The following is a 20,002-nucleotide window of genomic DNA, read 5'->3' as shown; positions in this document are numbered from 1 at the left end:
ATTCGAAATTTGACTCCATTGGGCCGTATACGGTTCAGCCGCTAGGTATCAATGAGCTAGTCTTAGGCAAAGGAGCTTGCTCTGCCGCCAATACACCCATCCGGTGGGGCGTAAAAAACACCACATTACTCCAACGTGAGCGAGTTTGTATGCCTGTTTCCGCAGCTATTTTTGACGCGTTCGGTACGCTGATAGAAATCAACGAAGGCAGTCACCCCTTTCGAAAAATTCTCAAACTCGGCATTGAACAGGGACGTCGGCCCCAACCTACTGATGCTGAACAGCTCCTTACTTTACCAATGGACCTGCGCCAGGCTGCGGATTTTTTTGGCATCCTGGTCGATCCATCCGTGATGTCACGTTTAGAGTCCGATCTACACAATGATTTAGCAGATATTCGAGCCTATCCGGACGGCGTTGTTGCGGTAGAGGCACTTCAAGACGCTGGAGTAAAAGTGGTGGTGTGTTCCAATCTGGCTAAACCCTATGCAGCAGCTATCGAAAACCTCTACCCAAGATTGGACGGTTACAGCTACAGCTTTGCTGTACGCGCCATCAAGCCCTCCTTCGACATCTATCGCCACGCCACACAACTAGTATCGGCAACGCCCTTTCACACTTGGATGGTCGGTGACTCAAAGCGATGTGATTGCGAAGGACCCATCGCATTTGGTATGCACGGTTTTTGGCTCGACCGGCAAGGCCGTGGCACATTTACGTCGTTGCATCAATTCGCTGAGGCCATTTTGCGCAACCGCTGAACTTGGCCAATTAGTGCCGCGTATGGAAGCTTTCGTGAAGCGGAGTTACCGGATTTCCTATTATAGATTGAGCGGCCGCTTGGCCCACTTAAAGCATTCATCCGATATCCGCAGAGGTTTAGGGCTTTATTTGGGGGATGCCTGGTAAAATCTCGCTCAGCCTTTCCATCTTTAATTTTTGCCCCTTAACTTTAGGGTGAGGAAAATTACAACAAGGATATTGCTTGGGCCGCCGTCTGTAATACCCGTCGCCACTGCGATCATTTTCAGATAGCGAGCTTGGATAAGGGCAGAACCAACGACCTATCCCGGAGACGTAATCTTCTTCAACATAGTGAGCGGACTCTATCCCGCCTGACTGATAAGTTCCCCATAGCGAGTCTATAGGTCGGGTATCAGCCTGCCTCGATCTCAGGTCTGTCAAAAAATCATCAAACCGCTCATAGAAAGTTGCAATAGCATCAATGATCCAAAGGTTTAAGTAGCCTATACAATTCGCTTTGTTGTTCGAACGCGATTCAGCCAACATTTTTAAGTAGCTATCAATCCTTTGGAGGTCAGACTCCATTTCCACAGCGCGAGCTTTAGGCACGGTCGAAATTAGAGACCCGGCCTTTTCCTGCAAGACGCGGAGCGCCACCTCATCACAGATGTGATGTGAAGACGAACAAAGTCCATGGATGGTAATGGCACGCTTGAGTTCCGATAAATTGTCGTTACGCAGGGACGGTGCCTCAGCAAGATGTTTGCCATCACAATTCCGCCACATTACATCCAATGTATGGCCTTTGCGTGAAAACGGTTTTCCGCAAAATTGGCAGTGGTTAAGAAGGACTACGTTGTGCTTGTAGCAGACATTCACGTACCGGTTGCAGAAGCGTTTCCAATACGAAAAACCGAAGCTCTCAAGATCTTCTCTTACACAGTCAGGGCAATAAGAAGCATCCCAGTCGCTATAGCGAACTTCCTCAGTAGCATAGTGCTTTCCAGAATAGGAAACATCTTGAGAGTTCTTAATTACAAACAGCTTTGCCACATCTGTGTGGTAATGAATTAGGCGATTGAATCCATAACACCCCTGCCATCCTATAGCCGACGCTAATTTCTTTACCTCGGCTCTACCGAATGAGGCACGCTTTGCCAGCTCTATAAAGACCTCCATATCGGATGCATACCTGTTTATAAGGAGGTTTCGCATTACAAAGGAAGTAAGTGACTCATCAGGTCGTATTTGCAAGAGCATCGGAAACGCCGGTGCATTGGTGCCAATTTAGGAACCGGGCGGGAGAAGCCTGTCGCGACATCAAGAGAGCCAGCGAGCGCTCCCCTGTGCTGCGACAGTTTTAATTAGCTAGCGACAGTTTTAATTCTCTAAATCCAGGTTTTGCTGGTACGGGTGAGGCTTACTCCACCGTCACCGACTTCGCCAGGTTGCGCGGCTGGTCCACGTCAGTGCCCTTGAGCACGGCGACGTAGTACGACAGCAGTTGCAACGGGATGGTGTAGAGGATCGGCGACAGGGTGTCGTGGATGTGCGGCATGTTGATGACGTGGGTGCCTTCGCCATTGGTCATGCCGGCCTTCTCATCCGCGAACACGATCAGTTGGCCGCCACGGGCGCGCACTTCCTGCAGGTTGGACTTGAGCTTCTCCAGCAGTTCGTTGTTCGGCGCGACGGTCACCACTGGCATGTCGTCATCCACCAGGGCCAACGGGCCGTGCTTGAGCTCACCGGCCGGGTAGGCTTCGGCGTGAATGTAGGAGATTTCCTTGAGCTTGAGGGATCCTTCCATCGCCACCGGGTATTGCGCGCCACGGCCGAGGAACAGGGTGTGGTGTTTGTCGGCGAACAACTCGGCGACTTTTTCCACGGTGCTGTCCATGGCCAGCGCTTCGCCCAGGCGGGCCGGCAGGCGGCGCAGTTCTTCCACCAGCTTGGCTTCGACGCCGTCTTCCAGCGTGCCGCGCACCTGGCCCAGGGACAGGGTCAGCAGCAACAGGCCCACCAACTGGGTGGTGAAGGCTTTAGTGGAGGCCACGCCGATTTCGCGGCCGGCCTGAGTCAGCAGAGTCAGGTCGGACTCGCGCACCAGGGAGCTGATGCCGACGTTGCAGATCGCCAGGCTGCCGAGGAAGCCCAGTTCCTTGGCATTGCGCAGGGCGGCCAGGGTGTCGGCGGTTTCGCCGGACTGGGAGATGGTCACGAACAGGGTGTCGGGCTGCACCACCACCTTGCGGTAGCGGAATTCGCTGGCGACTTCGACCTGGCACGGGATGCCGGCCAGTTCTTCGAGCCAGTAACGGGCGACCATGCCCGCGTGGTAGCTGGTGCCGCAGGCGACGATTTGCACGTTGCGCACTTTGGCGAACAGCTCGGCGGCTTGCGGGCCGAAGGCTTGTACCAACACCTGGTTCTGGCTCAGGCGACCTTCCAGGGTACGTTGCACGACAGACGGTTGCTCGTGGATTTCCTTGAGCATGAAGTGGCGGAATTCGCCCTTGTCGGCGGCTTCGGCACCGTCGCGGTACTGCACGGCTTCACGTTCAACGGACTGGCCGTTGACGTCCCAGATCGACACGCTTTCGCGGCGGATCTCGGCGATGTCGCCTTCCTCCAGGTACATGAAGCGGTCGGTGACCTGGCGCAGGGCCAGTTGGTCGGAGGCCAGGAAGTTCTCGCCCAGGCCCAGGCCGATCACCAATGGGCTGCCACTGCGGGCGGCGACCAGGCGGTCAGGTTGGCTCGCGCTGATCACGGCCAGGCCATAGGCGCCATGCAGTTCCTTGACGGTGGCCTTGAGGGCGTTGGTCAGGTCGCCGAGGTCCTTGAGCTTGTGGTTCAGCAGGTGGGCGATGACTTCGGTGTCGGTGTCCGAGGTGAAGACATACCCCTGGCCTTTCAGCTGCTCACGCAGCACTTCGTGGTTTTCGATAATGCCGTTGTGGACAACAGCCAGGTCACCGGAGAAGTGTGGGTGAGCGTTGCGCTCGCACGGTGCGCCGTGGGTGGCCCAACGGGTGTGGGCGATACCCAGGCGGCCTACCAGCGGCTCACCAGCCAACGCTTGTTCGAGTTCGCTGACCTTGCCCGGGCGACGCATGCGCTCAAGCTTGCCGGCGTTGGTAAAGAGCGCCACACCGGCGCTGTCGTAGCCACGGTATTCCAGGCGTTTGAGGCCTTCGAGCAAAATGGCGGTGACGTTTCGTTCAGCGACTGCGCCAACAATTCCACACATGGTTTCTCTCCTAGATGACTGCCGCGCAAATCAGCGTGATGCCGCGGGCTTGAATCTGGTCGCGGGCCTCAAACGGCAGGCGATCATCGGTAATAAGGGTATGGACGCTGCTCCAGGGCAGTTCCAGGTTGGGGATCTTGCGGCCAATCTTGTCGGACTCGACCATCACCACCACTTCGCGGGCGACCTCGGCCATGACGCGGCTCAGCCCCAGCAATTCGTTGAAGGTGGTGGTACCGCGCTCCAGGTCGATGCCATCGGCGCCAATGAACAACTGGTCGAAATCGTAGGAACGCAGCACCTGCTCGGCGACCTGGCCTTGGAACGAGTCCGAATGCGGGTCCCAGGTGCCGCCAGTCATCAACAGTACCGGCTCGTGTTCCAGTTCACTCAACGCGCTGGCCACGTGCAGGGAGTTGGTCATCACCACCAGGCCGGGCTGATGGCCCAGTTCGGGGATCATGGCGGCGGTGGTACTGCCGCTGTCGATGATGATGCGTGCGTGTTCACGCAAACGCCGGACGGCAGCACGGGCGATGGCGCGCTTGTAGACCGAAATGGGCTGGGCCGGGTCGCCGACCAGTTCCTGGGGCATGGTGATAGCGCCGCCGTAGCGACGCAGCAACAGGCCGTTACTTTCGAGGGCCGCCAAGTCCTTGCGGATGGTCACTTCCGAGGTTTCGAAACGCTTCGCCAATTCGTCCACGCTGACTTCACCTTGCTCGGTGAGCATGGCAAGGATGTTGTGGCGACGTTGGGGTGTATTTCGTTTCGACATGGTGAAGATAAGTTTCGTTTCGAAAGATAACGAAGGCAATCAAAACCTATTGGCTGAGGATCGTCAAGCGGGGGACGTAAAAAAACCTGTTGGGGCCGCATGGATGGCACCAACAGGTTTATTGAGGTTGTGGATAACTCAGGTCTTTTTGATTTTGACCGGGCGCTTCCAGCCGTCGATGTTGCGCTGGCGGGCGCGGGCAACCGCCAGTTGGGACTTATCCACATCCTGGTTGATGGTTGAGCCTGCCGCAGTGTTTGAACCATCACCAATGGTGACGGGTGCAATCAACGAGTTGTTGGAGCCAATAAACACGTCTTCGCCAATGGTCGTCTGGTACTTGTTGGCGCCATCGTAGTTACAGGTAATAGCGCCGGCGCCGATATTGGTGCGCGCCCCAATCACCGCATCACCGAGGTAGGCCAGGTGCCCGGCCTTGGCGTCATCGCCCATCTGTGCGTTTTTCAGTTCTACAAAGTTACCCACATGGGCCCTGGCCCCCAGCACGCTGCCCGGACGCAGACGCGCGAATGGACCCGCGTCACTGCCCTCGCCCATCACGGCGCCGTCGATATGGCTGTTGGCCTTGATCACCACGCCTTGGCGCAGGGTGCTGTCCTTGATCACGCAGTTCGGGCCGATGACCACGCCATCTTCAATGACCACACGGCCTTCGAGAATCACGTTGATATCGATCAGCACGTCGCGGCCCACCGTGACATCACCCCGCACGTCGAAACGTGCCGGATCACGTAGCGTCACGCCCAACGCCATCAGGCGGCGGCCTTCACGCAATTGATAGTGGCGCTCCAGCTCGGCCAGTTGCTTGCGGTCGTTGGCGCCCTGCACTTCCATCGGGTCGTGGGGCTGCTCGGTGGCGACCACCAGGCCATCGCTGACGGCCATCTCGATGACGTCGGTCAGGTAGTACTCGCCCTGGGCGTTGTTGTTGGACAGGCGGCTCATCCAGTCCGCCAGGCGATCGGCCGGCACCGCGAGGATCCCGGTGTTGCCTTCGGTGATGGCACGCTGGGCTTCGCTGGCGTCTTTATGCTCGACGATGGCGGCAACCTTTCCGTCAGCGTTGCGCACGATGCGGCCGTAGCCGGTCGGGTCGTCCAGCTCAACAGTGAGCAGGCCCATCTGGCCAGGCACGACGTGTTTGAGCAGGCGCTGCAAGGTTTCCACTTCGATCAGCGGCACGTCACCGTAGAGGATCAGCACGGTATCGGCCTGGATGAACGGCACGGCTTGCGCGGTGGCGTGGCCGGTACCCAATTGCTTGTCCTGCAATACGAAATTCAAGTCGTCCGCTGCCAGCCGCTCACGCACCACATCGGCACCGTGGCCGATCACCACATGAATGCGCTGTGGATCAAGCTGCCGGGCGCTGTGGATAACATGGCCAAGCATGGAGTTGCCGGCAACCGGGTGCAGCACCTTGGGCAGGGCCGAACGCATGCGGGTGCCCTGGCCTGCGGCAAGAATTACGATTTCGAGAGACATGAATGGCTACCAATCCTGGGCGGTCAGACTTCAGACCAAAGAAGTGTTTTGCAAAAAAAGAAAAAGGGTAGCCGAGGCTACCCTTTTTAATCAATCACGCATGAGGCTTGACGGCTTAGCCGCCAAACTTCTTGCGGATCTGCTGGACGGTGCGCAGCTGAGCTGCGGCCTCGGCCAGACGTGCAGCAGCAGAACCGTAGTCGAAATCTGCGCCTTTTTCGTTCAGGGCCTTCTCGGCAGCCTTGACGGCTTCCTGAGCGGAGGCTTCATCCAGGTCGGCAGCACGTTGCACGGTGTCGGCAAGTACCTTGACCATGTTCGGCTGAACCTCGAGGAAACCACCGGAGATGTAAAACACCTCCCTTTCCCCGCCCAGCTTGGTCAGAGTGATCGGACCAGGCTTCAAGGATGTAATCAATGGCGCGTGGCCAAAGTTAATACCCAGGTCGCCCAGTTCGCCGTGTGCAATCACACTCTCGATCTGACCGGAGAAGATTTCCCCTTCCGCGCTGACGATATCGCAATGGAATGTCATAGCCATCTGCTTGCCTCAACCTGATTAGCGCCCGTTACCGGGCGCCGGAATTACAGTTTCTTGGCTTTCTCGATCGCTTCTTCGATGCCGCCGACCATGTAGAACGCTTGTTCTGGCAGGTGGTCGTAGTCACCGTTGAGGATGCCTTTGAAGCCAGCAATGGTGTCTTTCAGGGAAACGTATTTACCCGAGGCACCGGTGAAGACTTCAGCCACGAAGAACGGCTGCGACAAGAAGCGCTGGATCTTACGAGCGCGGGATACCAACTGCTTGTCGGTTTCCGACAGCTCGTCCATACCCAGGATCGCAATGATGTCCTTCAGTTCTTTGTAACGCTGCAGAACGTACTGGACGCCGCGAGCGGTGTCGTAGTGTTCCTGGCCGATGACGTTCGGGTCCAGCTGGCGCGAAGTCGAGTCCAGTGGATCGACCGCTGGGTAGATACCCAGGGAGGCGATGTCACGGGACAGTACGACGGTGGCGTCCAAGTGGGCGAACGTGGTCGCTGGCGACGGGTCAGTCAAGTCATCCGCAGGTACGTATACCGCTTGGATCGAGGTGATCGAACCGTTTTTGGTCGAAGTGATACGCTCTTGCAGAGTACCCATCTCTTCGGCCAGGGTCGGCTGGTAACCTACTGCGGAAGGCATACGGCCCAGCAGTGCGGATACTTCAGTACCGGCCAGGGTGTAACGATAGATGTTGTCGACGAACAGCAGAACGTCGTTACCTTCGTCACGGAACTTCTCGGCCATGGTCAGGCCGGTCAGTGCTACGCGCAGACGGTTTCCCGGCGGCTCGTTCATCTGACCGTAAACCAGTGCCACTTTGTCCAGAACGTTGGAATCCTTCATCTCGTGGTAGAAGTCGTTACCCTCACGAGTACGCTCACCCACACCGGCGAACACGGAATAACCGCTGTGCTCGATGGCGATGTTACGGATCAGTTCCATCATGTTTACGGTTTTGCCTACACCGGCACCACCGAACAGACCGACTTTACCGCCCTTGGCGAACGGGCAAACCAGGTCGATAACCTTGATGCCGGTTTCCAGCAGGTCGTTGCCGCCCGCTTGTTCCGCGAAGGAAGGCGCAGGACGGTGAATGCCCCAGCGCTCTTCGGTGTCGATTGGACCGGCTTCGTCGATCGGGTTACCGAGGACGTCCATGATCCGGCCCAGGGTCGCTTTACCGACGGGTACGGAGATGGCTGCGCCAGAGTCAGTGACTTCCAGACCGCGCTTCAAGCCTTCGGTGGAACCCATTGCAATGGTACGAACCACGCCGTCGCCCAGCTGCTGCTGAACTTCCAGGGTGGTGCCTGCATCGCTTTTGACTTTCAAAGCGTTGTAGATGCTCGGTACGCTGTCGCGTGGGAATTCCACGTCGATAACGGCGCCGATGATTTGAACGATACGTCCGCTACTCATAGCTGGATCCTCTGAATATTTGAACCGTTAAACCGCGGCAGCGCCGCCGACGATTTCCGAGATCTCTTGGGTGATCGCAGCCTGACGCGCCTTGTTGTAGATCAGCTGCAAATCGCTGATCAAATCACCGGCGTTGTCGGTAGCGTTCTTCATCGCGATCATCCGCGCAGCTTGTTCAGCCGCGTTGTTCTCGACCACCGCCTGGTACACCTGCGACTCCACGTAGCGCACCATCAAGCCGTCAAGCAGCTCTTTGGCGTCTGGTTCGTAGAGGTAGTCCCAGTGGTGCTTGAGTTCTTGTTCCGGGGTGGCCACCAATGGAATCAACTGCTCCACGGTAGGCTGTTGCGTCATGGTGTTGATGAACTTGTTGGATACCACGGACAGGCGGTCAATCCGGCCTTCCAGGTATGCATCCAGCATCACTTTGACGCTGCCGATCAAATCATTGATCGACGGTTCTTCACCCAGGTGGCTGATAGCTGCAACGACGTTACCGCCGAAGTTGCGGAAAAAGGCCGCACCCTTGCTACCGACCACACACAGATCGATCTCGACGCCTTTTTCGCGGTTTACCGCCATGTCCTTGACCAGGGCCTTGAACAGGTTGGTATTCAAACCACCGCACAAACCACGGTCACTGCTCACCACGACATAACCGACGCGCTTTACTTCGCGATCGATCATGAACGGGTGGCGATATTCCGGGTTGGCGTTGGCCAGATGACCAATAACCTGGCGGATACGCTCCGCGTAGGGACGGCTAGCAGCCATGCGCATTTGTGCCTTGCGCATTTTGCTGACCGCCACTTTTTCCATGGCGCTGGTGATCTTTTGCGTGCTTTTGATGCTCGCAATCTTACTGCGAATCTCTTTTGCGCCTGCCATGTAACACCTATCAGGTTAGCAAGCGGGAGCCTCGCGGCCCCCGCTGCGGCTTACCAGGTTTGGGTGGCCTTGAACTTCTCGATACCGGCTTTGATGCCAGCGTCGATGTCGTCATTGAAGTCACCCTTCACGTTGATCTTCGCCATCAATTCGGCGTGATCGCGGTTGAAGTAAGCAATCAGCGCTTGTTCGAAGCTGCCGACCTTGGTGATTTCAACGTCGGTCAGGAACCCACGCTCAGCGGCATACAGCGACAGCGCCATGTCAGCGATCGACATTGGTGCGTATTGCTTCTGCTTCATCAGCTCGGTAACGCGCTGACCATGCTCAAGTTGCTTACGGGTCGCTTCGTCCAGGTCAGAAGCGAACTGGGCGAATGCCGCCAGTTCACGGTACTGAGCCAGAGCGGTACGGATACCACCGGAGAGCTTCTTGATGATCTTGGTCTGAGCGGCACCACCCACACGGGATACCGAAACACCGGCGTTCACTGCAGGACGGATCCCGGAGTTGAACATGGCCGATTCCAGGAAGATCTGACCGTCGGTGATGGAAATCACGTTGGTCGGAACGAACGCGGAAACGTCGCCAGCCTGGGTTTCGATGATCGGCAATGCGGTCAGGGAACCGGTTTTGCCGGTCACTGCGCCGTTGGTGAACTTCTCTACGTATTCTTCCGAAACGCGGGATGCGCGCTCCAGCAGACGGGAGTGGAGATAGAACACGTCGCCTGGGTAAGCTTCACGGCCTGGTGGACGGCGCAGCAGCAGGGAAATCTGGCGGTAAGCCACTGCTTGCTTGGACAGATCGTCATAAACGATCAGCGCGTCTTCACCGCGGTCGCGGAAGTATTCGCCCATGGTGCAACCGGAGTACGGTGCCAGGAACTGAAGTGCAGCGGATTCGGAAGCACTGGCGGCCACGACGATGGTGTTAGCCAGGGCGCCGTTTTCTTCCAGCTTGCGAACCACGTTGGCGATGGTCGATTGTTTCTGACCGATGGCTACGTAGACGCAGAAAATCCCGCTGTCTTTCTGGTTGATGATCGCGTCGATCGCCAGAGCGGTTTTACCGATCTGACGGTCACCGATGATCAGCTCACGCTGGCCACGGCCGACAGGAATCATGGCATCGACAGCCTTGTAGCCAGTCTGTACAGGCTGGTCTACCGACTTACGCCAGATCACGCCTGGAGCAACTTTCTCGACCGCATCGGTCTCGGTGTTGTTCAGCGGACCTTTGCCGTCAACTGGGTTACCCAGTGCGTCGACAACGCGACCCAGCAGTTCCTTACCCACCGGAACTTCCAGGATGCGGCCTGTGCACTTGGCGCTCATGCCTTCAGCCAGAGTCTGGTAGGAGCCCAATACAACGGCACCTACAGAGTCTTGCTCCAGGTTGAGGGCCATACCGTAGACGCCGCCCGGAAACTCGATCATCTCGCCGTACATTACGTCGGCCAGACCGTGAATCCGCACGATGCCGTCAGATACGCTGACGACAGTGCCTTCGTTACGGGCTTGGGAGGTCACATCGAGCTTGTCGATGCGGCCCTTGATAATTTCACTTATTTCGGAAGGATTGAGTTGCTGCATTGCTCTGCTGCCCCTTCAAACTCAAGATTTCAATGCTTCGGCAAGATTCGCGAGTTTGCCGCGAATCGAGCCATCGATAACCAGGTCGCCGGCGCGAATGATGACACCACCAATCAGGGTGGCATCCTCCGCAACTTGCAGGCGCACTTCCCGGTCGAGTCGTGCACTGAGAACCTTGGCGAGTTTGTCTTGCTGTTCTTGGTTCAATGCAAAAGCACTGGTCACTTCAACATCTACCGATTTCTCTTGTTCGGCCTTGTACAGGTCAAACAGAGCGGCGATCTCCGGCAGAAGCGGGAGACGGTCGTTTTCGGCAACGACGTGGATGAAGTTCTGCACTTTTACATCAAACTTGTCGCCGCACACGTCAATAAACGTGGCGGCCTTGTCTGCGCTCGTCAGTCGCGGGGCCTTGAGCACGCGCTGCATGGTGTCGTCTTGCGACACTGCTGCAGCCAGGCCGAGCATGGCTGACCAAGAGGCCAGCTGCTGGTGGGCCTGGGCGTGCTCGAAGGCTGCCTTAGCGTAAGGTCGGGCCAACGTGGTCAATTCTGCCATGATCGCCCTCGCTTAAATTTCAGCAGCCAGTTTGTTTACCAGCTCCGCGTGCGCGTTTTGATCGATTGTGGCACCCAGGATCTTCTCAGCACCGCCGACGGCCAGAGCACCCAGTTGGGCACGCAGCGCATCTTTGACACCGTTCAGTTCCTGCTCGATCTCGGCTTGAGCCTGAACCTTCACACGGTCAGCGTCGATACGGGCTTTTTCAACAGCCTCTTCAACGATCTGGTTACCGCGTTTCTTGGCTTGCTCAATGATTTCAGCTGCCTGAGCTTTCGCTTCGCGCAGTTGCTGACCCGCTTTATCTTGGGCCAACTCCAGGTCGCGAGCTGCTCGTGCGGCAGCGTCCAGTCCGTCTGCGATCTTCTTCTGACGTTCGTGCAAAGCCGCGATGACCGGAGGCCATACGAACTTCATGCAGAAAACTACAAAAATCAAGAACGCTAAGGACTGACCAATAATGGTTGCATTAATGTTCACGCCAATACCTCGCTCGTTCGTTGCACAACACACCAATCACTCGAAAAAACGAGTGATTAACCGGCGAGTTGACCAACGAAGGGGTTCGCGAAGGTGAAGAACAGAGCGATACCAACACCGATCATGGTCACGGCGTCGAGCAGGCCGGCGACGATGAACATTTTAACTTGCAGCATTGGAACCATTTCTGGCTGACGCGCTGCGCCTTCCAGGAACTTGCCGCCCAGCAGGCCGAAACCAATGGCAGTACCCAGGGCGCCCAGGCCGATCAACAGTGCAACAGCGATAGCGGTTAGACCAACTACAGTTTCCATCTTTCCTCCCGACTTTTACGTCGTATGGTTTAGGTTTTTTAGATTTTAAAGCGGTAAAACAAATCGTTTCATAGCCCTTCAGGGCTACCCTCCCGTTTGACCGGGAGGGACATCAGACTAGTCGAGACTGGTCTTAATGGTTCTCTTCGTGCGCCATCGACAGGTAGACGATGGTCAGCATCATGAAGATAAACGCCTGCAGGGTGATGATCAGGATGTGGAACACAGCCCACGCCCACTGCAGAACAATGCCCAGGCCGCTAAGCCAGAGCAGACCACTGCCGAACATCACAGCGATCAGAATGAACACCAGCTCGCCGGCATACATGTTGCCGAACAGTCGCAAGGCCAGGGAAATCGGCTTGGCAACCAGGGTTACGAATTCCAGCAGGAAGTTCACCGGGATCAGCAGGGCTTGAACGAAGATGTTCTTGCTGCCAAACGGGTGCAGGGTCAGTTCGCCGATGAAGCCGCCGATGCCCTTGATCTTGATGCTGTAGAAAATGATCAACGCAAACACCGACAGGGCCATGCCCAGGGTGGCGTTAGGGTCCGTGGTCGAAACCGCACGGAATGGAATGTGCTGATCGCCGGAGATCAGGATGGCCAGCTGAGGAATCCAGTCGACCGGGATCAGGTCGACGGCGTTCATCAGGAAGACCCAGACGAAGATGGTCAGTGCCAACGGTGCAATCACCGCGCTACGACCATGGAAGCTGTCCCGCACGCTGCCATCGACGAATTCGACCAATACTTCAACGAAGTTCTGCAAAGCACCTGGCTGACCGGAAGTCGCCTTCTTCGCCGCCATGCGGAAAATCAGGACGAAGATCAGACCCAATGCGACAGACCAGCCCAGTGTATCCAGGTGGAATGCCCAGAAGCCCATTTCTTTGGCTTCTGCTGCGGAGTGGGCAAAGCCCCAGCCGCCGTTGGGAAGCTGACCGAAGGTCAGGTTCTGCAAGTGGTGCTGGATATAGCCCGAAGCGGTTGTTTCTGCCATGGTTGCCTCAAACGCCCTAAGGTTTCGAAAGTCTTGTTTTCATTAGCAGGGGAGCGAACCAGCTGACCAGTTGGGTCAACACGAAGACGCCGAATACAGCCAGCGGCGCCAATGGCTTCACACCTGCAAAGGTCAGTGCAAACAGCACTGCCGTCAAAATCAGTTTCCCCGCCTCGCCGGCATAAAAAGACCGGACGATAGCCTGGGCTGCTCGGGCGCCGGAAAACCGAAAGGCCCTGTGAGCAAAATACATATTGGGCAGCAAGGCTATCAGGCCTCCGCAGAGTCCTGAGTATCCGGCTACGACTCCATACCAATACCAGAGCGCCAAAGAGGCGATCAGTAAAATGACAAATTGAGCCACTAAAACCGGGAAAACGGCCAAGCGATGGAACGGCAACGTGTTTGGCGTGCGGGTTTCCATCACTCTTGCTCCTCAATGGTCGGCTGCCGGAAATCAATAACTTGGCATAATTTGTGCCGACAAAATGCGCGCAGAGTATAGGGGCGGTTCTGCCCCTATTCAACTGCCGGGTAGTGATTTCCGACTGCGCGCTACAGAAGCAATTGTTTCAGCGGATGTGGGCAAGGACGCCCTGAAGCTCATCCAATGAGTTATATCCGATGACCAATTGCCCTTTGCCTTTCTTGCCGTGGCGAATTTGCACCGCAGAGCCTAGGCGTTCGGCCAGGCGCTGCTCCAGTCGTGCAATATCCGGATCAGGTTTGGCGGTTTCGACCGGTGCAGGTTTGCCACTGAGCCACTGGCGAACCAGGGCCTCGGTCTGACGAACGGTGAGGCCTCGTGCGACAACGTGTCGCGCCCCCTCAACCTGTTGATTTTCCGGCAAACCGAGCAAAGCACGGGCATGACCCATTTCCAGGTCGCCATGGGAAAGCATGGTTTTGATGACTTCCGGCAGCGCGATCAGACGCAGCAGGTTGGACACGGTAACCCGTGACTTGCCCACCGCATCCGCGACTTCCTGCTGGGTCAGTTTGAATTCCTGCTGCAAACGCTGCAGCGCGATCGCTTCCTCGATCGGATTGAGGTCTTCGCGCTGGATGTTCTCGATCAGCGCCATGGCGATGGCGGTTTCATCCGGCACATCGCGCACCATCGCCGGGATGGTTTCCTTGCCAGCCTGTTGGCTCGCGCGCCAGCGGCGTTCGCCGGCGATGATTTCAAAGCGGCCCGCACCAATCGGGCGCACCACGATCGGCTGCATCACACCCTGGGCCTTGATCGAATTCGCCAACTCTTCCAGCGCCTGGGGGTCCATGTCCCGGCGCGGCTGGTATTTGCCGCGCTGGATCAGGTCCAGCGGCAGGTGCTGCAGCTCACGCTCGTCAGCCTGCACCGCTTGTTCTTCGAGCGAAGTGACAGTCGGACCACTCAGCAGTGCATCCAGTCCACGTCCGAGACCTCGTTTCTTGACGGCCATGGGGATTCCTTAAGTTGGCTGGGCTGCAGCGGTGCGTGAATTGCGGCGTTGACGACGAACCATCTCGCCGGCCAGAGCCAGATAGGCAATGGCGCCGCGGGATGACTTGTCGTACGCCAGCGCGGGCATGCCATAGCTTGGCGCTTCGGCCAGGCGGATGTTGCGTGGAATCACGGTGTCGTAGAGCTGATCGCCGAAGTGTTCCTTGAGCTGTGCCGACACATCGTTCATCAGGCTCAGGCGCGGGTCATACATGGTCCGCAGCAGGCCTTCGATTTGCAGGTTCGGGTTGAGCAACTCGGCGATACGCTTGATGTTATCCACAAGGTCGCTCAGACCTTCCAGCGCGAAGTACTCGCACTGCATGGGGATAATCACCCCGTCGGCGGCGACCAATGCGTTCAACGTCAGCATCGACAGCGACGGCGGGCAGTCGATCAAAATGTAGTCGTAATTCTCGCGGATCGGCGCCAACGCGCTGCGCAGACGGCTTTCTTTCATCTGCATTTCCAGCAGCACCACTTCCGCCGCGGTCAAATCGCGGTTGGCCGGCAGCAGTTGATAACCGCCGTGCTCGGAGAAATGCATGGCCTGGGCCAGGTCGCACTCGCCAATCAGCAAGTCATAGACCGAGTTTTCCAGGCCGTGTTTATCCACACCGCTACCCATGGTGGCGTTGCCCTGTGGATCGAGATCGATCAACAGCACCCGACGCTTGGTAGCGACCAGGGATGCTGCGAGGTTGATGCAGGTGGTGGTTTTGCCCACGCCACCTTTCTGGTTCGCTATCGCGAATACCTTAGCCATTCTTGCTTGTGTTCCCAATCATGCCGTGCGGCGCAGTATCAGCAGATGGCGTTGGCCTTGGCAACCGGGTACGGCCAAGGCGTGTTCGCTATCGAGGTGGAAGTCTGCCGGCAATGCTAACAGCTCGTCGCTTGGATGAACGCCCTTCATTGCCAGCCAACGGGTATCGCGGTCGCCAAGGTGGCGGGTCCAGTTGCTGAAGTTCTCCATGCTGCTGAAGGCCCGGGAAACAATTCCGTTGAAAGGCTGTTCAGGCGTGAAGGCTTCGACGCGACTGTGGATAACTTGCAGGTTATCCAGCTTGAGTTCGAGTTTGACCTGGGTCAGGAAGCGGGTTTTCTTGCCGTTGCTGTCCAGGCACGTCACCTGCGACTCGGGAAACAGGATTGCCAACGGGATGCCGGGCATGCCGCCCCCGCTGCCAACGTCGAGCCAACGGCCGTTTTCGATAAACGGCATCACGCTGAGGCTGTCGAGCAGATGGCGAGAAACCATTTCGTCCGGATCACGCACCGCAGTGAGGTTGTAAGCCTTGTTCCATTTGATCAACAGGGCCAGATAACCCAGCAGCAACTCGTGCTGGGCTTCGGTCAGGTCGACGCCAAGCTGGCGAGCACCTGTGGATAACTCTTCGGCGTGTTGCGAGGTGACCAACGAACTCAAGCGCTTTGCTCCAACTGACGGCCCGCGCCGCGTTTTTTCAAATGAATCATCAACAGCGAAATGGCTGCCGGCGTGACACCCGGGATACGGGACGCCTGGCCCAGGGTCTCAGGTCGAGTTATCCCCAGCTTGCCTTGAATCTCTTTCGACAGACCGGAAATATTTGTGTAATCGATATCCACAGGCAGCCTGGTGTCTTCGCTGGCCCGCAGACGAGCGATCTCATCCTGCTGACGGTCAATGTAACCGGCGTATTTGGTCTTGATTTCGACCTGCTCGGCGACCTGTGGATCTTCTGCACCACCGCCGGTAACCGAGATCAGACCAGCGTAGTCGATTTCCGGACGGGACAGCAGGTTCAGCAAGTTGTACTCGTGGGTCAGCGGCGTGCCGAATTTTTCGGCAATCGCATCGCCTTGCTCGGTGCCCGGACGAACCCAGGTACTTTTCAGGCGTTGCTCTTCCAGTTCGATGCTTTCGCGTTTTTTGCAGAAGGCAGCCCAGCGCACGTCGTCGACCAAGCCCAGCTCGCGACCTTTCTCGGTCAGGCGCAGGTCGGCGTTGTCTTCCCGAAGGATCAGGCGATATTCGGCCCGGGACGTAAACATCCGGTACGGTTCCTGGGTTCCGAGGGTGATCAGGTCGTCGACCAACACACCGATGTACGCCTCATCGCGACGCGGGCACCAGCTGTCTTTGCCCTGTGCGCGCAGTGCGGCGTTGGCTCCGGCCAGCAAACCCTGGGCGCCGGCTTCTTCGTAACCGGTGGTCCCGTTGATTTGGCCAGCAAAGAACAAACCGCCGATCACCTTGGTTTCCAGGCTGTATTTCAAGTCACGTGGGTCGAAGTAGTCGTACTCGATGGCGTAGCCAGGTCGAACGATATGAGCGTTTTCCATACCGCGAATCGACTGCACGATCTGGATTTGCACGTCGAACGGCAGGGAAGTGGAAATCCCGTTCGGGTACAGCTCGTGGGTGGTCAAACCTTCCGGCTCGATAAACACCTGGTGGCTTTCCTTGTCGGCAAAGCGGTGGATCTTGTCTTCGATCGACGGGCAGTAGCGTGGGCCAATACCTTCGATCACCCCGGAATACATCGGCGAACGGTCGAGGTTCGCGGCAATGATTTCGTGGGTACGGGCATTGGTGTGGGTAATCCAGCAACTGACCTGCTTCGGATGCTGTTCCTTGGAGCCCATGAACGACATGACCGGGATCGGTGTATCGCCGGCTTGCTCGGTCATTACCGAAAAATCCACCGAACGGCCATCGATACGCGGCGGCGTACCGGTTTTCAAACGACCGACACGCAGCGGCAGTTCGCGAAGGCGCTGAGCCAGGGCGATTGACGGCGGATCACCGGCGCGACCACCGGAATAGTTCTGCATACCGATGTGGATAAGTCCGCCGAGGAACGTACCGGTGGTCAACACCACGGATTCTGCGAAGAAACGCAGGCCCATTTGCGTGACAACACCGCGTACCTGGTCCTGCTCAACGATCAGGTCATCGGCTGCCTGCTGAAATATCCACAGGTTCGGCTGGTTTTCCAGGGTTTCGCGGACAGCGGCCTTGTACAGGATCCGGTCGGCTTGAGCACGAGTGGCTCGTACGGCCGGGCCTTTGCGGCTGTTCAATACGCGAAATTGAATACCACCTTTGTCGGTAGCCATGGCCATCGCGCCGCCCAGGGCATCGATTTCCTTGACCAGGTGGCTTTTGCCAATCCCGCCAATTGCGGGGTTGCAGCTCATGGCGCCGAGGGTTTCCACGTTATGCGTCAGCAACAGGGTTTTTGCCCCCATGCGTGCTGACGCCAGTGCTGCCTCGGTACCGGCATGACCGCCGCCGATGACGATCACTTCAAAACGGGAAGGGAAATCCACCACGCACCTCGTGCCTGCTTCTGTAGGTAATTAGGAATGAGCGTTCGAGATCAGGTTTTCGAACGAGTCGGCAAGTATAGGGACTTCGCCCTTCCTAAAGAACCCTTTGCACAAAATTTAACCAGCTGTGGATGAATCACGGACAATAGAAATTAAAAGAGAGAAATTTATTAAATCTTTGTTTTTATGTTTATTTCTACTGAGGCCTGTTTCTGTGGATAGATCCCTACAGGCCTTTATTTACGTAATGTACAGAGATTCAAAAGTCTGTGGTTAGGTGCCAAGGAGGCCCTTGGATAAGTGGTCTAAGCCTGTGGATTAAACAGGTGGTTATCCACAGATGGGTTTTTACTCAGGTTTTAGGCCCTGTTATCAACTGGGCACAGGGGCGGTTATTCACAGGGCTTAATCCACAGAAAATACGGATTACGATAAGTTTCAGGCACACGGCGGCCTCCAGGAATCTTCGGATAGGCAGGAAACGCTTCGTTTGCATTTGTGAAACGGGTTGATGGCAGGCCTATTGTGAGAAAGCGTCACGGCAGTTAATAATAGTTATTATCATTAACCTGCCTCGTCACCTCTCATGGCCCTTCCCCCACATACCATCGCAGTCCAGCACATCTATGAGCAGCACCATTCGTGGTTGCACAGCTGGCTCAAGGGAAAGTTGCATAACGCCTGCGATGCAGCCGATGTGGCACACGATACGTTCGTGCGGATCCTGGGTGGCCGCAATGCGGCGCAGATCCTTGAGCCCAGGGATTACCTGGCCACTGTCGCCAGGGGACTGGTGATTGACCGCTATCGCCGCCGCGCCATTGAACAAGCCTATCTGCAAACCCTCGCAGACCGGCCAGAAGCAACCGCAATCAGTGAAGAAGACAAGGCGATCATCATTGAAACCCTCGTGGCTGTGGATAAAGCCTTGCATGGGCTGGGTGAGCGGGCTCGGCGAATTTTCATGCTGTCCCAGGTCGAAGGCCTGACTTATCAACAGATCGCCGATCAGATGCGGGTCTCGCTGACCACCGTCAAGAAACATATGGTCCGCGCCCTGACAGAATGCGCCCTGATCATGGCGGGCGCGTAATGGCCGCCCCGGATCGCAAGACGTTCGAAGCCGCCGCCAGTTGGTATGTGCAATTTCAATCGCAACCACCGACACCTGCGGAACACAGTGCCTGGCAGCAATGGCTCAACGGCGATCCTTCCCATCAGGCGGCCTGGAACCAGATGGAACAGTTGCAACGTGGCCTCGGTGCGCTACCCAAGGATTTCACCCGTCGCGCGCTCTCGACCAGTCAACAGCGGCGCCAAGTGCTCAAGCTGATGTTGATGCTCGGCGCCGCCGGGTACTTGGGGTGGAACGTTCAACAACACACGTCCCTGGGCAATCTTTGGGCTGACTATCGAACCAAGGTCGGCGAACGACGGCGAATCGAGTTGGCCGACGGTACTCAAATTGACCTCAATACCCATACCGCTATCGACGTACTTTTCGATGGGCAGCAGCGACTGGTCCGTTTGCGTGAGGGGGAAGTACTTATCCACACCGGCAAGTCGGGGCGGCAAACACCGTTTTATGTCGAAACCCGTGAAGGCCGTATTCAAGCTTTAGGCACGCGGTTCACTGTTCGCCAATTGCAGGGGTCAACCCGGGTTGGCGTGTTGGATGACCGGGTCAGCGTGCAACCCGTCGACCAACCGGGTCATGGCCGACTGCTCGGCCCCGGTGAGACTGCCGATTTCGGCACGCTAGACGTAGGCCCCAGCCGTATCTATCGCAGGAACCAAGCCGCATGGGTTGACGGGCAACTGATCGTTCTGGACGCGCGACTGGGGGATGTCATCGACGAACTCGCGCGCTATCGGCCGGGCGTCATGCAGTGCGACGCCGCATCAGCCCGGCTGCGGGTGTCCGGCACCTTCCGCCTCGATTCCACCGACGCCGTACTGGCCAACCTGCAGGTCACGTTGCCGATCCAGGTGAAGTATTTCACCCGCTACTGGGTCGCCGTTACGCTTACAGGTTAATACCGAAAAAATACTCTCAGCAGGGGTTATCTTTTTTTTACCTGGCGCGGCCCTACAGGTAATCACGATGCTAC

Annotated in this window: 20 protein-coding genes; 3 read left to right on the top strand and 17 right to left on the bottom strand. The window is 57.0% G+C overall.

Annotated features, from left to right (window positions below; all coding sequences use genetic code 11):
• Positions 1-149 precede the first annotated feature (149 nt).
• A complete protein-coding gene (locus HKK54_RS10630) occupies positions 150-761 on the top strand; it encodes an HAD family hydrolase (RefSeq protein WP_169386756.1) in 612 nt (203 codons plus the stop codon).
• Positions 762-879: 118 nt separating this feature from the next.
• On the opposite strand, the gene HKK54_RS10625 is transcribed toward HKK54_RS10630, so the two are convergent.
• The 17 genes from HKK54_RS10625 to mnmG all read right to left on the bottom strand — a co-directional run bounded on the left by HKK54_RS10625 (position 880) and on the right by mnmG (position 17,891).
• Positions 880-1,923 carry a hypothetical protein gene (locus tag HKK54_RS10625; RefSeq protein ID WP_169386755.1) on the bottom strand — a complete coding sequence of 348 codons (1,044 nt, stop codon included), beginning with the start codon at positions 1,921-1,923 and terminating at the stop codon, positions 880-882.
• A 241-nt stretch (positions 1,924-2,164) separates the two neighbouring features.
• Positions 2,165-3,997, bottom strand: a complete 1,833-nt coding sequence (gene glmS, locus HKK54_RS10620; RefSeq protein ID WP_010168445.1) for a glutamine--fructose-6-phosphate transaminase (isomerizing) — start codon at positions 3,995-3,997, stop codon at positions 2,165-2,167.
• Positions 3,998-4,007: 10 nt separating this feature from the next.
• Positions 4,008-4,775 carry a DeoR/GlpR family DNA-binding transcription regulator gene (locus tag HKK54_RS10615; RefSeq protein ID WP_010168447.1) on the bottom strand — a complete coding sequence of 256 codons (768 nt, stop codon included), beginning with the start codon at positions 4,773-4,775 and terminating at the stop codon, positions 4,008-4,010.
• A gap of 138 nt (positions 4,776-4,913) precedes the next feature.
• Positions 4,914-6,281 carry a bifunctional UDP-N-acetylglucosamine diphosphorylase/glucosamine-1-phosphate N-acetyltransferase GlmU gene (gene glmU, locus HKK54_RS10610; protein WP_169386754.1) on the bottom strand — a complete coding sequence of 456 codons (1,368 nt, stop codon included), beginning with the start codon at positions 6,279-6,281 and terminating at the stop codon, positions 4,914-4,916.
• 115 nt (positions 6,282-6,396) lie between these two features.
• Positions 6,397-6,822 (bottom strand): F0F1 ATP synthase subunit epsilon, encoded by a 426-nt coding sequence (locus HKK54_RS10605; protein WP_008439541.1) that lies wholly within the window; start codon positions 6,820-6,822, stop codon positions 6,397-6,399.
• 44 nt (positions 6,823-6,866) lie between these two features.
• Entirely contained in the window at positions 6,867-8,246 is a 1,380-nt protein-coding gene (atpD, locus tag HKK54_RS10600) for a F0F1 ATP synthase subunit beta (RefSeq protein ID WP_003213545.1), read from the bottom strand.
• Between the two features lie 27 nt (positions 8,247-8,273).
• On the bottom strand, positions 8,274-9,134 hold the full coding sequence (atpG, locus tag HKK54_RS10595) for a F0F1 ATP synthase subunit gamma (RefSeq protein ID WP_169386753.1): 861 nt from the start codon (positions 9,132-9,134) through the stop codon (positions 8,274-8,276).
• Positions 9,135-9,184: 50 nt separating this feature from the next.
• Positions 9,185-10,729: a F0F1 ATP synthase subunit alpha gene (atpA, locus tag HKK54_RS10590; RefSeq protein ID WP_003213549.1), complete on the bottom strand. Its 1,545-nt coding sequence runs from the start codon at positions 10,727-10,729 to the stop codon at positions 9,185-9,187.
• A gap of 21 nt (positions 10,730-10,750) precedes the next feature.
• A complete protein-coding gene (locus HKK54_RS10585; RefSeq protein ID WP_003213551.1) occupies positions 10,751-11,287 on the bottom strand; it encodes a F0F1 ATP synthase subunit delta in 537 nt (178 codons plus the stop codon).
• 12 nt (positions 11,288-11,299) lie between these two features.
• Complete coding sequence (locus HKK54_RS10580; RefSeq protein WP_008439543.1) at positions 11,300-11,770, bottom strand: F0F1 ATP synthase subunit B; 471 nt, start codon at positions 11,768-11,770, stop codon at positions 11,300-11,302.
• 56 nt (positions 11,771-11,826) lie between these two features.
• Positions 11,827-12,084 (bottom strand): F0F1 ATP synthase subunit C, encoded by a 258-nt coding sequence (gene atpE / locus HKK54_RS10575; protein ID WP_002555987.1) that lies wholly within the window; start codon positions 12,082-12,084, stop codon positions 11,827-11,829.
• A 133-nt stretch (positions 12,085-12,217) separates the two neighbouring features.
• Positions 12,218-13,087: a F0F1 ATP synthase subunit A gene (gene atpB / locus HKK54_RS10570; RefSeq protein WP_010168470.1), complete on the bottom strand. Its 870-nt coding sequence runs from the start codon at positions 13,085-13,087 to the stop codon at positions 12,218-12,220.
• A gap of 16 nt (positions 13,088-13,103) precedes the next feature.
• Entirely contained in the window at positions 13,104-13,511 is a 408-nt protein-coding gene (locus HKK54_RS10565; protein WP_003213556.1) for a F0F1 ATP synthase subunit I, read from the bottom strand.
• 148 nt (positions 13,512-13,659) lie between these two features.
• A complete protein-coding gene (locus tag HKK54_RS10560) occupies positions 13,660-14,532 on the bottom strand; it encodes a ParB/RepB/Spo0J family partition protein (RefSeq protein WP_063033750.1) in 873 nt (290 codons plus the stop codon).
• A gap of 9 nt (positions 14,533-14,541) precedes the next feature.
• Entirely contained in the window at positions 14,542-15,339 is a 798-nt protein-coding gene (locus HKK54_RS10555; protein WP_003213559.1) for a ParA family protein, read from the bottom strand.
• An 18-nt stretch (positions 15,340-15,357) separates the two neighbouring features.
• A complete protein-coding gene (gene rsmG, locus HKK54_RS10550) occupies positions 15,358-16,002 on the bottom strand; it encodes a 16S rRNA (guanine(527)-N(7))-methyltransferase RsmG (RefSeq protein WP_093203411.1) in 645 nt (214 codons plus the stop codon).
• A complete protein-coding gene (gene mnmG / locus HKK54_RS10545) occupies positions 15,999-17,891 on the bottom strand; it encodes a tRNA uridine-5-carboxymethylaminomethyl(34) synthesis enzyme MnmG (RefSeq protein WP_169386752.1) in 1,893 nt (630 codons plus the stop codon). The genes rsmG and mnmG overlap by 4 nt, the downstream gene beginning before the upstream one ends.
• A 586-nt stretch (positions 17,892-18,477) precedes the next feature.
• On the opposite strand from mnmG, the gene HKK54_RS10540 reads away from it, so the two are divergent.
• On the top strand, positions 18,478-18,984 hold the full coding sequence (locus tag HKK54_RS10540; protein ID WP_169386751.1) for a sigma-70 family RNA polymerase sigma factor: 507 nt from the start codon (positions 18,478-18,480) through the stop codon (positions 18,982-18,984).
• Positions 18,984-19,928 (top strand): FecR domain-containing protein, encoded by a 945-nt coding sequence (locus tag HKK54_RS10535; protein WP_169386750.1) that lies wholly within the window; start codon positions 18,984-18,986, stop codon positions 19,926-19,928. Before HKK54_RS10540 ends, HKK54_RS10535 begins: the two co-directional genes overlap by 1 nt.
• Positions 19,929-20,002 lie beyond the last annotated feature (74 nt).

The sequence above is a fragment of the Pseudomonas sp. ADAK13 genome (assembly GCF_012935715.1).
GTDB lineage: Bacteria > Pseudomonadota > Gammaproteobacteria > Pseudomonadales > Pseudomonadaceae > Aquipseudomonas.
This window is presented reverse-complemented; position numbering and strand designations above follow the sequence as displayed.

What these genes read in the sequence shown, in the direction of transcription:
- atpA (WP_003213549.1), bottom strand. Translation starts at nt 10,729, where the DNA reads ATGCAGCAACTCAATCCTTCCGAAATAAGTGAAATTATCAAGGGCCGC.
- HKK54_RS10615 (WP_010168447.1), bottom strand. Translation starts at nt 4,775, where the DNA reads ATGTCGAAACGAAATACACCCCAACGTCGCCACAACATCCTTGCCATG.
- HKK54_RS10540 (WP_169386751.1), top strand. Translation starts at nt 18,478, where the DNA reads ATGGCCCTTCCCCCACATACCATCGCAGTCCAGCACATCTATGAGCAG.
- HKK54_RS10625 (WP_169386755.1), bottom strand. Translation starts at nt 1,923, where the DNA reads ATGGAGGTCTTTATAGAGCTGGCAAAGCGTGCCTCATTCGGTAGAGCC.
- HKK54_RS10565 (WP_003213556.1), bottom strand. Translation starts at nt 13,511, where the DNA reads ATGGAAACCCGCACGCCAAACACGTTGCCGTTCCATCGCTTGGCCGTT.
- HKK54_RS10630 (WP_169386756.1), top strand. Translation starts at nt 150, where the DNA reads ATGCCTGTTTCCGCAGCTATTTTTGACGCGTTCGGTACGCTGATAGAA.
- atpB (WP_010168470.1), bottom strand. Translation starts at nt 13,087, where the DNA reads ATGGCAGAAACAACCGCTTCGGGCTATATCCAGCACCACTTGCAGAAC.
- atpE (WP_002555987.1), bottom strand. Translation starts at nt 12,084, where the DNA reads ATGGAAACTGTAGTTGGTCTAACCGCTATCGCTGTTGCACTGTTGATC.
- HKK54_RS10535 (WP_169386750.1), top strand. Translation starts at nt 18,984, where the DNA reads ATGGCCGCCCCGGATCGCAAGACGTTCGAAGCCGCCGCCAGTTGGTAT.
- glmS (WP_010168445.1), bottom strand. Translation starts at nt 3,997, where the DNA reads ATGTGTGGAATTGTTGGCGCAGTCGCTGAACGAAACGTCACCGCCATT.
- glmU (WP_169386754.1), bottom strand. Translation starts at nt 6,281, where the DNA reads ATGTCTCTCGAAATCGTAATTCTTGCCGCAGGCCAGGGCACCCGCATG.
- HKK54_RS10560 (WP_063033750.1), bottom strand. Translation starts at nt 14,532, where the DNA reads ATGGCCGTCAAGAAACGAGGTCTCGGACGTGGACTGGATGCACTGCTG.
- HKK54_RS10555 (WP_003213559.1), bottom strand. Translation starts at nt 15,339, where the DNA reads ATGGCTAAGGTATTCGCGATAGCGAACCAGAAAGGTGGCGTGGGCAAA.
- atpD (WP_003213545.1), bottom strand. Translation starts at nt 8,246, where the DNA reads ATGAGTAGCGGACGTATCGTTCAAATCATCGGCGCCGTTATCGACGTG.
- atpG (WP_169386753.1), bottom strand. Translation starts at nt 9,134, where the DNA reads ATGGCAGGCGCAAAAGAGATTCGCAGTAAGATTGCGAGCATCAAAAGC.
- HKK54_RS10605 (WP_008439541.1), bottom strand. Translation starts at nt 6,822, where the DNA reads ATGGCTATGACATTCCATTGCGATATCGTCAGCGCGGAAGGGGAAATC.
- HKK54_RS10585 (WP_003213551.1), bottom strand. Translation starts at nt 11,287, where the DNA reads ATGGCAGAATTGACCACGTTGGCCCGACCTTACGCTAAGGCAGCCTTC.